At 70.3% G+C, this 11,456-nt stretch carries 11 protein-coding genes; 7 read left to right on the forward strand and 4 right to left on the reverse strand.

What is annotated here, in order from left to right:
- The 3 genes from RBS12_RS11040 to RBS12_RS11050 form a co-directional block, all read left to right on the forward strand.
- On the forward strand, positions 1 to 824 hold an 824-nt coding region (locus RBS12_RS11040), incomplete at its 5' end, for a D-galactonate dehydratase family protein (RefSeq protein WP_307966157.1).
- A 92-nt stretch (positions 825 to 916) separates the two neighbouring features.
- Entirely contained in the window at positions 917 to 1,504 is a 588-nt protein-coding gene (gene pyrE, locus RBS12_RS11045; RefSeq protein WP_307966158.1) for an orotate phosphoribosyltransferase, read from the forward strand.
- Positions 1,485 to 2,552, forward strand: coding sequence for a thioesterase domain-containing protein (locus RBS12_RS11050; RefSeq protein ID WP_307966159.1), 1,068 nt, complete (start codon positions 1,485 to 1,487; stop codon positions 2,550 to 2,552). The genes pyrE and RBS12_RS11050 overlap by 20 nt, the downstream gene beginning before the upstream one ends.
- 221 nt (positions 2,553 to 2,773) lie before the next feature.
- Here RBS12_RS11050 and RBS12_RS11055 read toward each other — a convergent pair whose 3' ends face one another.
- The 4 genes from RBS12_RS11055 to RBS12_RS11070 form a co-directional block, all read right to left on the reverse strand.
- Positions 2,774 to 5,107: a glycosyl hydrolase family 65 protein gene (locus RBS12_RS11055; protein ID WP_307966160.1), complete on the reverse strand. Its 2,334-nt coding sequence runs from the start codon at positions 5,105 to 5,107 to the stop codon at positions 2,774 to 2,776.
- Between the two features lie 133 nt (positions 5,108 to 5,240).
- Positions 5,241 to 5,972 (reverse strand): beta-phosphoglucomutase family hydrolase, encoded by a 732-nt coding sequence (locus RBS12_RS11060; protein ID WP_307966161.1) that lies wholly within the window; start codon positions 5,970 to 5,972, stop codon positions 5,241 to 5,243.
- An 18-nt stretch (positions 5,973 to 5,990) separates the two neighbouring features.
- Positions 5,991 to 7,022, reverse strand: a complete 1,032-nt coding sequence (locus tag RBS12_RS11065; RefSeq protein ID WP_307966162.1) for a LacI family DNA-binding transcriptional regulator — start codon at positions 7,020 to 7,022, stop codon at positions 5,991 to 5,993.
- A 282-nt stretch (positions 7,023 to 7,304) separates the two neighbouring features.
- Positions 7,305 to 8,156, reverse strand: coding sequence for an HAD-IIA family hydrolase (locus RBS12_RS11070; RefSeq protein WP_307966163.1), 852 nt, complete (start codon positions 8,154 to 8,156; stop codon positions 7,305 to 7,307).
- Between the two features lie 136 nt (positions 8,157 to 8,292).
- Here RBS12_RS11070 and RBS12_RS11075 point away from each other — a divergent pair, with 136 nt between their 5' ends.
- Genes RBS12_RS11075 through RBS12_RS11090 form a run of 4 tightly spaced genes read left to right on the forward strand, consistent with a single transcriptional unit; the run spans position 8,293 to position 11,393 of the window.
- The gene (locus RBS12_RS11075) at positions 8,293 to 8,700 is read left to right on the forward strand and encodes a TOBE domain-containing protein (protein WP_307966164.1); all 408 of its coding nucleotides are present in this window, start codon (positions 8,293 to 8,295) and stop codon (positions 8,698 to 8,700) included.
- The gene (modA, locus tag RBS12_RS11080) at positions 8,697 to 9,494 is read left to right on the forward strand and encodes a molybdate ABC transporter substrate-binding protein (RefSeq protein WP_307966165.1); all 798 of its coding nucleotides are present in this window, start codon (positions 8,697 to 8,699) and stop codon (positions 9,492 to 9,494) included. Before RBS12_RS11075 ends, modA begins: the two co-directional genes overlap by 4 nt.
- The gene (locus tag RBS12_RS11085) at positions 9,472 to 10,323 is read left to right on the forward strand and encodes an ABC transporter permease (RefSeq protein ID WP_307966166.1); all 852 of its coding nucleotides are present in this window, start codon (positions 9,472 to 9,474) and stop codon (positions 10,321 to 10,323) included. The genes modA and RBS12_RS11085 overlap by 23 nt, the downstream gene beginning before the upstream one ends.
- On the forward strand, positions 10,320 to 11,393 hold the full coding sequence (locus RBS12_RS11090; protein WP_307966167.1) for an ATP-binding cassette domain-containing protein: 1,074 nt from the start codon (positions 10,320 to 10,322) through the stop codon (positions 11,391 to 11,393). Before RBS12_RS11085 ends, RBS12_RS11090 begins: the two co-directional genes overlap by 4 nt.
- The last annotated feature ends 63 nt before the right edge of the window (positions 11,394 to 11,456 follow it).

Raw genomic sequence — 11,456 nt, forward strand, 5'->3', positions numbered from 1 at the left:
GGCACCACCTCGAGCTCGGCTACAAGTCCATCCGCGTCCAGACCGCGGTCCCGGGGATCAAGGCCGTCTACGGCGTCGCGGCCCAGGCCCAGGCCTCGGGCGAGCGGTACGACTACGAGCCGGCCGGGCGCGGGGCCTACCCGCTCGAGGAGGACTGGGACACGCGCGCGTACCTGCGCCACCTGCCCACCGTGTTCGAGGCCGTGCGCAACGAGTTCGGCCCCGAGATCCCGCTCCTGCACGACGGCCACCACCGCATGACCCCGATCCAGGCCGCCAAGCTCGGCAAGGCCCTCGAGCCCTACGACCTGTTCTGGCTCGAGGACTGCACCCCGGCGGAGAACCAGGAGGCCCTGCGCCTGGTCCGCAGCCACACCACGACCCCGCTGGCGATCGGGGAGGTCTTCAACACGGTGTACGACTTCCAGTCGCTCATCAAGGAACAGCTCATCGACTACGTCCGCGCGGCCTCGACCCACTTCGGCGGCATCTCCCCGCTGAAGAAGGTCATGGACTACGCGGCCCAGTACCAGGTCAAGTCCGGCTTCCACGGGCCCACGGACATCTCCCCGGTCGGCTTCGCCGCCCAGCTGCACGTGGGCCTGGCGATCCACAACTACGGGATCCAGGAGTACATGCAGCACTCGGACGCGACGAACACCGTGTTCGAGCAGTCCATGACCTTCACCGACGGCTACCTCCACCCCGGGGACAAGCCCGGCCTCGGCGTCGAGTTCAACGAGGAGGCCGCGAACTCGTACCCGTACCAGCAGGCCTACCTCCCGTACAACCGCCTCATCGACGGCACCGTCCACGACTGGTGACCCCGTAGTTCGCTTCGCACCACCGCGCCGTCCTCTCCTGTCCGCGGACAGGGGAGGACGGCGCGTTTTGCGCACCAACTAGAATCGAAGCCATGACTGCGCCCCTCGACTCTGCCCTGCCCGACCTGGCGACCGCGCGCGCTCGCCTCCTCGAGCTCATCAAGGAACTCGCGGTGGTGCACGGCCGCGTGACGCTCTCGAGCGGCAAGGAGGCGGACTACTACATCGACCTTCGCCGCATCACGCTCCACCACGAGGCCTCGCAGCTCGTCGGCCGTGTGATGCTCGACCTTGTCGATCGCGCAGGCGTCTCGGTCGAGGCCTCGGGCGGCCTCACGATGGGGGCGGATCCCGTCGGGACGGCCATGATGCACGCCGCGCGGGAGGCCGGCCGGAACATCGACGCGTTCGTGGTCCGCAAGGCGCAGAAGTCGTACGGCATGGGCCGCCAGGTCGAGGGCCCCTCGGTCGAGGGGCGGAAGGTCGTCGTCGTCGAGGACACGTCGACGACGGGCGGGTCGGCGCTGACCGCCGTCGAGGGCGTCCGCAACGCGGGCGGCGACGTGACCGCCGTCGCCGTCATCGTGGACCGCGCGACGGGAGCGAAGGAGCGCATCGAGGCCGAGGCCGGTGTCCCCTACCTCTACGCGTTCAGCAAGGATGAGCTCGGACTCGACTGAGAGGCGCCACGGACCCCCCGCCCTCGACGAGGGCGGGGTCCGTGAGCTGGCCGCGGGCCTTCGCGCCGTCGACGGACTGCGGCGCGTGAGCCGGCGCGCGTTTGTAGGCGGCACGCTTGCGGCGGGCCTTCTCGCCGTCGACATGTTCGCGACGCGCGCGATCCAGGAGCAGCGGCGGCAAACGGTCGTGCTCACGGCGAACGACGACGACACCCGGCGGCGCTTCCCCGGAACCTCGTGGATCCTGTTCCCCGGCTACAAGACGAGCTGGGAAGAGGCCCAGCTCATCATCACCCTCCTGCGCCCGTCGCTCGGCGAGCGCGGGCAGCTCGCGGCGGTGGGCTACTCGAACAACGGCCTCGACGTGGGCGAGGTCATGAGCGCAATCCGCAATCATGCCGCGCGCAACAGGCTGACCGAACTCCACCTCTACGGCCACTCGTTCGGCGGCATGCTCGCCGTCGACGTCGCGTCGCGGCTCCTGCGCGAGAGCTCCGGGCCCTCGGTCGGGGCCATCGTGCTCGACTCGACCCCGGCCTCGAAATACGACGTCAAGGATCTCTCGTGGTTCGAGGGCGTCGTCGAGCTCTACGAGCTGGGCTTCCGCGTGCCGAGCGTGCTGCGCGGCGGCTACGAGCTCGGCGAGCGGATCGTCAACAAGCACGAGCGGACGTGGACGCAGGTGGTTGACCAGACGCTCGAACAGCTCACGCCGCTTGCGCCGTCGAGCGTGCTCATTCAGACCGAGTCCGAGTACATCTACAACTGGGACGTCACGCGGTTCAGGGGGGAGCTCGGGCACACACAGCTGGGGTTCATCGGCAACCCCGGCGATCAGACCGTCGACTACCTGGCGGCCCGTGCCCGCTGGGGAGAGAACTTCCCCGACAACCTCGTCTCGTCGTCGCTCCAGACTCTCGGCGCGTTCCCGGCCCATGCGAGTCCCGAGTGGAGCGCATTCGTGTACAACTCCGTCCTCGCGAAGCTGCTCCCACAGCTCCTGCCGCTGCCGCGGAAGCTCGGCGGCGCGGGCGGCGGGGTGGGTTAAGAGGAGGGCGGTGGGTTAAGAGGAGGGCGGTGGGTTAAGAGGAGGGCGGTGGGGTGAGGGCGGCGGGGTGGGTGAGGGCGGCCGGCCGGTCGGCAGCGTCCGACGACGCCGCCTCCACCGCGGTCCCGCCCGGTTGTGATTCCTCAATCACTCGCTACCGCAGCGTGTTGCCCCGGGACGCGATTTTCGCGGCTCAGAAGCGGGCTGGATCGCGTTGCGGCCTAGTTCACCGGCGCGAGAGCGCTGAGCCCTGCGGTCGGGAAAGGCCGGGGGAAGACGCTCGGCGCGGGCACGGCCACGGGCCCGAGCGCAACGACCGTTGGCTCGGTGCCGACCGCCACGATGCTGCCTCGCACGCTCACCTCTAGCGGGTCGCCGCCCTCGACGGCCAGCTCGATATCGTCCGAGGTCAAGCGCACGCTCAGGGTCCGACCGTGGAGCTGGAGCCGGAACGAGAGGCTCTCCCATTCCTGAGGAAGCCGCGGATCGAAGTGCGGAAGCGTGCCCTGGTCCCGGAAGCCCGCGAAACCGTTGATCAGCGCCGACCACACGCCGCCCGCGGACGCGGTGTGCACGCCGTCGATCGTGTTGCGGTGGAGATTGTCGAGATCGATGAACACGGCATGCGTGAAGTGCCGCATGGCCTCGTCGAGGTAGCCGACCTCGGCGGCCATGATGCCTTGGACGCACGCCGAGAGCGTCGAGTCGCCCGTCGTGATCGGGTCGTAGAAATCGAACGCGCGCTGCTTCTCCTCGGCCGTGAAGTCCTGCCACTGGAGGAACATCGCGAGCACCGCGTCTGCCTGCTTGATCACCTGGTGGCGGTAGATGACGAGGGGGTGGAAGTGGAGCAGGAGCGGGTACTTCGAGCGCGGCGTCTCCCAGTCCCATGGTTCGAGGGTCATGAAGTCGGCGTCCTGCGCGTGGACACGCATGTCCGAGTCGTACGGGACCGCGATCCGCTCCGCGATGTGGGACCACAGGAGCCGCTCGGTGTCCGAGATGCTCGGGTGGTCGAGCGCCGCGGCCGCGCGCAGGTTGAACCGCGCCATGACGTTGGTGTACAGGTTGTCGTTCACGACCGCCGTGTACTCGTCTGGACCGGTCACGCCGTGGATGTGGAACTGGCCGTTCTTGCCAAAGAAGCCGAGCGACGCCCACATGCGGGCCGTCTCGACGAGGAGGTCAGCACCGGGCCCCACGCGGAAGCCCGCGTCCCCGGACGCCCATGCGTAGCGCGCCGCCGCGAAGGCGATCGCCGCATTGATGTGGAACTGCGCCGTGCCTGCGGCGTAGTAGGCGCTCGCCTCTTGGCCGTTGATCGTGCGCCATGGGAAGAGCGCGCCGTCGACGTTGAGCTCCGCTGCCCGCTCCGTCGCCGCCGGAAGCATCCGGTGCCGGAATTCGAGGACCTTCCGGGCTGCCGCGGGCGCCGTATACGTGAGATAGGGGAGGAGATAGACCTCCTGATCCCAGAAGTAGTGGCCCTCGTAGCCAGAACCCGTCACGCCCTTCGCCGGGATGCCCGCGATGCCGGCCTGCGACGTCGCCTGCGCGAGCTGGAAGAGGTTCCACCGGACGGCCTGCTGAAGGTCGTCGGACGCGCCGACCTGGATATCTGCCGCGGCCCAATAGCGGGCGTAGTGCGCCGCGCTCTCGGCGAGCAGCTCGTGGAAGCCGCGGGCGGCGGAGACCGCGGCGTCGAGGAGTCCGGCCGAGCTCGACTGTGCGGCGGCGTACCCCACCCGCTTCTCGAGGCGGAACGTCTCGCCCGGGTCGAGGGGGAGGACGTACCGGACGCCGCTGCGATCCGAGCCGGGTTCGGTTGAGAAGGGCGGCATCGGGCTGTTGGCCGAATGGTCGACGGCGACGGCGATGTGCTGGCGCGACGCGACCGTCGCCCATTCGAGGCGGAGGCTACCGTTCGATCCCTCGGCCGCGATCGGCTCGAGGACGCGCCCCGCGTGCCGGCCCGCACGGCGCGGATCGTGCTCGGAGTGATCGTCCCGGGGCTGGTCCTGGCGATTGACGACGTACGACTCGACATCGGCCACGATGCGGCGATCCGCGCTGATGACGAGCTCGATGCCGAGGCTCGAGCGCGAGGCGGCGCCCACGACGCGGCGTTCGGTCGTTGTCACGATCGCCCCGGAGACGGCCTTCCACACGACCGTGCACTCGTAGACCCCCGTCGCGAAGTCGAGCCGCCGCCGGTACTCGAGGACCTCCGAGCCCGCAAGGGTGAGGTGCTCGCCGTCGACCCGCACGACCGATTCCTGCGCGTCCGGCACGTAGAGGATGCGCTGCCCCTGCTTCGCGAAGCCATACGCGTTCTCCGCATGGCGGATGTCGAAGATCTCGTGGAAGCCGTTGACGAAAGTGCCCGGAAGCCCCGCGTCGGCCTCGGCGAGGTGCGCGCCGCGCACGCCGAGATGGCCGTTGCCGAGGCTGAAGAGCGTCTCGAGGGCGCCCTCGGAACCGGGGGCGTGACTCGTTTCGACGAGGGCCCACGGGTCGACGGGGAAGCGGGTGCGGTCTGCGGAGACGAGGGTCATGAGGCGCCGTTTCGGGTGGTGGGGTGGGTAGGGGTGGGCGGGTGGGTTCGGGTGGTCGGGTGGGTTCGGGAGGTGGGGTGGGTTCCGGGGGGAACCGGGGTCGGTTCGGAGTAACCGGGGGTTCGGGTGCGACTCAGAGCAGCTCGGCGAGGTCGCCGACGACGAACGTCGCGCCTGCGGCGAGCAGCTGGTTCGGGCCCGCGCCGCGGTCGACGCCGACGACGGCGCGGAATCCGCCCGCCGCCCCGGCCTGGACACCCGAGACGGCGTCCTCGACGACGACGCATGCCGAGCGTGGCGCCCCGAGCAGCTCCGCCGCGTGGAGGAATGTCGCTGGGTCGGGTTTGCCGGGGAGCCCTTCGCGTGCCGCGAGCGAGCCGTCGACCACGACAGGGAAGGCACCGTCGAGTCCCGCCGCGCGCAGGACGGCGGGCGCGTTGCGGGAGGACGAGACGACGGCGAGTTTGACTCCGCGCTCGCGTGCCGCCTCGACAAGCCGGACGGACCCCTCGTAGGGGGCTACGCCGTCGTTCTCGATGATCGTGTTGAAGATCCGGTTCTTCCGGTTCCCGAGGCCCTGGACGGTTTCGTGGGCGGGGTCGTCGTCGAGCGGGCCCTCGGGCAGGACGATGCCCCGGGAGGCGAGGAAGTCGCGGACTCCGTCGAAGCGGGGCTTGCCGTCGATGTGGTCGAAATAGTCCGCGTCGGAGTACGCCGGGCCGCGGCCGACGGCGGCGAGGTATTCCTCGAAGAGGCGTCGCCAGGCGAGCTCGTGCACGATCGCGGTCGGGGTGAGCACGCCGTCGAGGTCGAAGAGCAGGGCTTCGGTTCCGGTCCAGAGGTCGAGTCGGGTCTCGGGGGGCATGAGGAGGCCTTCCGGGGTTCAGTGCCGTGAACGGCGGGTGGTCTTGCGCTCGATGAGGGGGGTGGGGAGGCGGTGGTCTTCGGGGTTGGCGCCGTCGTCGGGATTCTGGAGCCGTTCGGTGAGCAGCGTGGCGGCGAACGCGCCTTGGTCCGGGACCGGCTGGGCGACGGTCGTGAGCCCGAGGAATGAGCTCATGGGGTGGTCGTCAAGCCCGATGATCGAGACCTTCTTCGGGGCGGAGAGCCCGTGCTCGCGCATCGCCTTGAGTGCGCCGAAAGCCGCCTCGTCGCAGCCCGCAAAGACCGCGCTGGGGACGCGCCTCGTCGACATGAGCTCGGTCATCGCCCGGTAGCCGCCGTCGATCGTCGAGGGTGCGCTCACGACGAGGTCCGGATCCGTGTCGAGGTGCTCCTGGGCGAGGGCCCGCTCGAAGCCCGCGCGTCGCTGCGCCGCGGTCGTCACCGTCCCGTGGCTCTCCTCGTCCCCGGTGAGCATCGCGAGGTCCCAGTGGCCGAGGTCGAGCAGGTGCCGCGTCGCGGCCCGCGCGGCGGCCTCGTCGTCGATGCCGACGTTGTCCCACGGGACGCCCTCGAGGCCGACGCTCGCGACCGCGAGCCGCGATTCTGAAAGCGCTTCCACGTGGGCGGGGCCAAGATTGACGCCGAGGAGCAGGACGCCGTCGACCCGCTGGGAGAGTTCGGTGGGGTCATCGAAGAGCCGGTCCCTGACCTTGCCCTGGCCCCGGAGGCTCACGAGCACGGTATCGAGCCCGCTGTCCGCGAAGACTTCTTCTGCCGCCTCGACGGCTTCGGCGAAGAACCAGCTCGTGGCCTTCGGCGCGACGATCGCGACCTGTCCCGTGCGCCCGCCTGCGAGGCGGGAAGCGGCCGACGACGCGCGGTAGCCGAGCTTTTCGGCGGCGTCCTCGATGCGCTGCTGGGCGTCGTGGGAGACGTTTGGCAGGCCCCGGAGGGCCCGCGAGACGGTGCAGATGGAGAGACCCGAGAGGGTCGCGACGTCACGGATCGTCGCCCGAGTGCGCTCAGTCACACAACACGGCCTCAACCCTTTCACTTGAGCGGAACGGAAGAGGGCGCTCGACCGCGCCCGGAAAAGTGTAAGCAGGTACTGTAAGCGTTTACAAGATCGCCTGATTTCGGTGCTTTCACCGATTTCCCCGGTCTCCCCGGTTTCCCGTCCGAGCTCCCCAGCCTTCAGACGACGACGGCGCGACACGCCGGCGCCCGGGCACAACACACCGCGGGTTGAAGCGTGAAGTTGGGGAGGGCGGAGTTGAACTAGGGGAGGACGGAGGGCAGGGCGGCCGACTCCTCAGAGCTGCTTGAGCAGGTCCGCGACCGAGTTGAGCACCTGGTTGGGGCGGAACGGATACGTGGCAATGTCCGTCCGCTGCGTGATGCCAGAGAGCACGAGCACCGTGTGAAGGCCCGCCTCCATGCCCGCGACGATGTCCGTGTCCATGCGGTCGCCGATCATCGCGGTCGTCTCCGAATGCGCGTCGATCTGGTTCATCGCGGACCGGAACATCATGGGGTTCGGCTTGCCGATTGTGTACGGCTCGCGGCCCGTGGCCTTCGTGATGAGGGCCGTGATCGCGCCCGTCGCGGGAAGGACGCCCTCCTTGGACGGCCCGGTCGCGTCGGGGTTCGTCGCGATGAAGCGCGCGCCGCCCACGATGAGCCGGATGGCGGTCGTGATCGCGTTGAACGAGTACGTACGCGTCTCGCCGAGCACCACATAGTCGGGGTCCTGATCGGTGAGGATCATGCCAGCCTCGTGCAGCGCCGTCGTGAGCCCGGCTTCGCCGATGCAGTAGACGCGCGCGCCCGGCATCTGGTCCTTGATGAAGACCGCCGTGGCGAGGGCCGAGGTCCAGATGTTCTCCTCGGGGATCGAGAGGCCCGAGGACGCGAGGCGGGCCGCGAGGTCGCGCGGCGTGAAGATCGAGTTGTTGGTCAGGACGAGGAAGCGGCGGGACGTGTCGACCCAGCGCCGGATGAGCTCGGGCGCACCGGGGATTGGGTGGTTCTCGTGCACGAGAACCCCATCCATGTCCGTGAGCCAGCACTCGATCTCCTCGCCGCTGCGGTACACGACCTTCGAGGGTGCAGGCGCCGGAACGGCGGGGGAGGCGTCGGTGGTCGGGGCGACAGTTTCAGCCATGATGCCTCCTGCTCAGGGGACGATTCAGTGTCAGTCTTTCATCCCCCGCCCCCGGAGGCGGACATGGCATTGGTCACCCGTCGCATATGCGGATGATGTAGGCGGAAGTGCCCGCATATGCGGATAGACTTTCCCTATGCCCCTCATCCGCATTGCCGAGGCCGCGAGCCTCCTCGGCGTGAGCGACGACACCGTGCGGCGATGGGTCGACGCCGGAACGCTCACCGCCGCGAAGGATGCCTCCGGCCGCGCCGCGGTCGACGGCGCCGAACTCGCCGAGCTCGCGCGGCGGCAGGCGACGGCGCCGCGGGACGCGAGCGGCGTGGCCCGCTCGGCGCGCAACAGCTTCGTGGGCCTCGTGACGAACGTCGTCGAGGACAAGGTCATGGCCCAGGTTGAGCTCCAATGCGGGCCGTATCGCGTCGTGTCGCTCATGAGCTCCGAGGCGGTCCGCGAGCTCGGGCTTGAGCCCGGAAGCGTGGCGACCGCCGTCATCAAGGCCACCAACGTCATCGTCGAGACTCCAGGAGGCAAGGGCACGTGACGAGACCCCGACGCATCTGGTCCCTGCTGGCGGTCGCGGCCGCGGTGCTCGCTTTCCTGCTCACAGCGTGCGGCGAGATTCCGGCGTCGGGGGGTGCGGCGTCGTCGTTCGCTGCACGCGGCGTCACGCTCCGGGTCTTCGCGGCCGCGTCGCTCAAGGCGACGTTCACCCAGCTGGCCCAGGAATTCGAGGACGACCACCCGGGCACGACCGTGAGCATCAACGTCGGCGGATCCTCCGACCTCGTCTCGCAGCTCCAGAACGGCGCGCCGGCCGACGTCTTCGCTTCCGCCGACGAGGCCACCATGGCCAAGGCGACGAACGCAGGCCTCGTGAACGGCACGCCGCAGGTCTTTGCGACCAACGTGCTCGAACTCGCGGTCCCGAAGGGCAACGCGACGGGGATCCATTCGCTCCAGGATCTTTCGAGGCCCGGGGTCAGGCTCGTCGTGTGCGCGAAGCAGGTGCCGTGCGGGGCCGCGGCCCAGAAGGCGGCGCAGGCCGCGGGCGTCACGCTCAAGCCCGTGAGCGAGGAGCAGTCGGTCACGGATGTGCTCGCCAAGGTGATGTCCGGCGACGCCGATGCGGGGCTCCTATACATGACCGACGTGAAGAGCACGGCGGGGAAGGTCGACGGCGTGCCGTTCCCTCAGGCGACCGCCGCCGTCAACCGATACCCGATCGCAGCTCTCAAACAGTCCAAGGAGGCGGCCCTTGCCCAGGCGTTCGTCGACTTCATCGGCGGAGACAGCGGCCGGAAGGTCCTCGGAGATGCCGGCTTCGGCGCCCCGTGACCCGGCCCCTGCCGCTTCCCGCCCGCGGGCCGCGACCCGCGCGTATTCGGGCCTCCCGCGCTGGATCTACATCCCGGCAGCCGCGGGCGCGCTCTTCGTGCTCATTCCGTTCCTCGGGATCCTCGCGCGGGTCGACTGGCTCCACTTCGTTCCCCTCATCACGTCGGCGTCCTCGCTCACGGCACTCGGGCTGAGCCTCGAGACGGCCCTCGCGAGCACCGCCGCGTGCCTGGTCTTGGGGGTGCCGATGGCCCTCGTCCTCGCGCGGGGGCCGGTGCGCGGGCGCCGTTGGCTGCGCTCGCTCGTGCTGCTTCCGCTCGTGCTTCCGCCGGTCGTCGGAGGTCTCGCGCTCCTCTATACGTTCGGGCGGCTCGGCCTCGTGGGTCGCTGGCTCGACGTGCTCGGCGTCCACCTTGCCTTCACGACGACGGCGGTCGTCATGGCCCAGGCCTTCGTCTCGCTCCCGTTCCTCGTCGTGAGCCTCGAGGGCGCGCTGCGGACGGCGGGCGGGCGGTACGAGGCGGTCGCGGCGACCCTCGGCGCCGCGCCCACCCACGTCTTCCGGCGCGTCACGCTCCCGCTCGTCCTCCCGGGCCTGGCCTCGGGGCTCGTGCTCGCGTTCGCCCGCAGCCTCGGCGAGTTCGGCGCGACGCTGACCTTCGCGGGGAGCCTCGAGGGCGTCACCCGCACGCTTCCGCTTGAGGTGTACCTCCAACGCGAGGTCGATCCGGACGCCGCAGTCGCGCTCGCGCTCGTTCTCGTCGTGGTCGCGGCGGCTGTGGTCGGGGTGGCGTACGGACGGCGCGTGGACCGGGCGGCCGGCGCATGAGCTTCCGGATGCGGGCGGCGGTGGGGGAACGCGGCGTCGACGCGTCGCTCGACGTCGGGGACGGCGAGACCCTCGCCCTCCTTGGGCCCAACGGCGCCGGGAAGTCCACGCTGTTCGATCTCGCCGCCGGACTCGTGCGCGCGGATTCCGGCCGCGCCGAGCTCGATGGCCGGGTCCTCTTCGATGCGGCGTCCGGCGAATGGCTTCCCCCGCACGCGCGCGGCGTCGCGCTCCTCGCGCAGGAGCCGCTCCTCTTCCCGCACCTTTCGGTGCTCGACAACGTGGCGTTCGGGCCCCGCGCGTCGGGCGTCTCACGCACCGATGCCCGGACCGCGGCGGCGCATTGGCTCGGCGAGGTCGACGCCGTCGCCCTCGCCGAACGACGCCCCGCCCAGCTCTCCGGCGGGCAGGCGCAGCGCGTCGCCGTCGCACGTGCCCTGGCCGCGGAGCCCAGCCTGCTCCTCCTCGACGAGCCGTTCGCCGCGCTCGACGTGGCCGCAGCGCCAGCGCTCCGCCGCCTCCTGGGGCGCGTCCTCGCGGGCCGCACAGCGATCGTCATCACGCACGAGGTGCTCGACGCGCACCTGCTCGCGGACCACGTCGTTGTGCTCGAGGGCGGGCGCGTGGCCGAGGAAGGCCCGACGGCGGCACTCCTCGAGCGCCCGCGGAGCCGCTTCGCCGCGGGGCTCGCGGGCCTCAACTTGGTGCGAGGACCGGCGACGGCGGAGAGTGCCCTGTTCGTTGCGGGCCTCGGCGAGGTCGTCGGAGTCGTTCCGGCGGGTGACGAGGCGCCGTCGTCCGGCGACGACGCCGTCGCCGTGTTCCGGCCTGCCGACATCGCGGTGTTCAGGCCCGACGACGTGCCGCATGGTTCGCCGCGGAACGCATGGCGCGCCGTCGTCCGGGAGCTCGAGCCGCGGGGCCCGCAGGTGAGGGTGCACGCCGCGTCCCCGGGGACTGCGCTCGTCGCGGACCTCACCCCGGCCGCTGCCGCCGAGCTCGACCTTGCGCCGGGTACCGACGTCGTGCTTGTCGTCAAGGCCGCGGCGGTTGCGCTGTACGCGGCGTAGCTCGCCCGCCGCGCATGACTGGGCGAGTCAAGGTCTTGACCAATGTGACACGGGTCGCCAAGA

Source organism: Sinomonas sp. ASV322, from assembly GCF_030908245.1.
Classification (GTDB): Bacteria; Actinomycetota; Actinomycetes; order Actinomycetales; family Micrococcaceae; genus Sinomonas.

Bases quoted from the DNA above. Each gene is read 5' to 3' on its own strand.
- pyrE (WP_307966158.1), top strand. From the start codon at position 917: ATGACTGCGCCCCTCGACTCTGCCCTGCCCGACCTGGCGACCGCGCGC.
- RBS12_RS11050 (WP_307966159.1), top strand. From the start codon at position 1,485: ATGAGCTCGGACTCGACTGAGAGGCGCCACGGACCCCCCGCCCTCGAC.
- RBS12_RS11055 (WP_307966160.1), bottom strand. From the start codon at position 5,107: ATGACCCTCGTCTCCGCAGACCGCACCCGCTTCCCCGTCGACCCGTGG.
- RBS12_RS11060 (WP_307966161.1), bottom strand. From the start codon at position 5,972: ATGCCCCCCGAGACCCGACTCGACCTCTGGACCGGAACCGAAGCCCTG.
- RBS12_RS11070 (WP_307966163.1), bottom strand. From the start codon at position 8,156: ATGGCTGAAACTGTCGCCCCGACCACCGACGCCTCCCCCGCCGTTCCG.
- RBS12_RS11075 (WP_307966164.1), top strand. From the start codon at position 8,293: ATGCCCCTCATCCGCATTGCCGAGGCCGCGAGCCTCCTCGGCGTGAGC.
- RBS12_RS11085 (WP_307966166.1), top strand. From the start codon at position 9,472: ATGCCGGCTTCGGCGCCCCGTGACCCGGCCCCTGCCGCTTCCCGCCCG.
- RBS12_RS11090 (WP_307966167.1), top strand. From the start codon at position 10,320: ATGAGCTTCCGGATGCGGGCGGCGGTGGGGGAACGCGGCGTCGACGCG.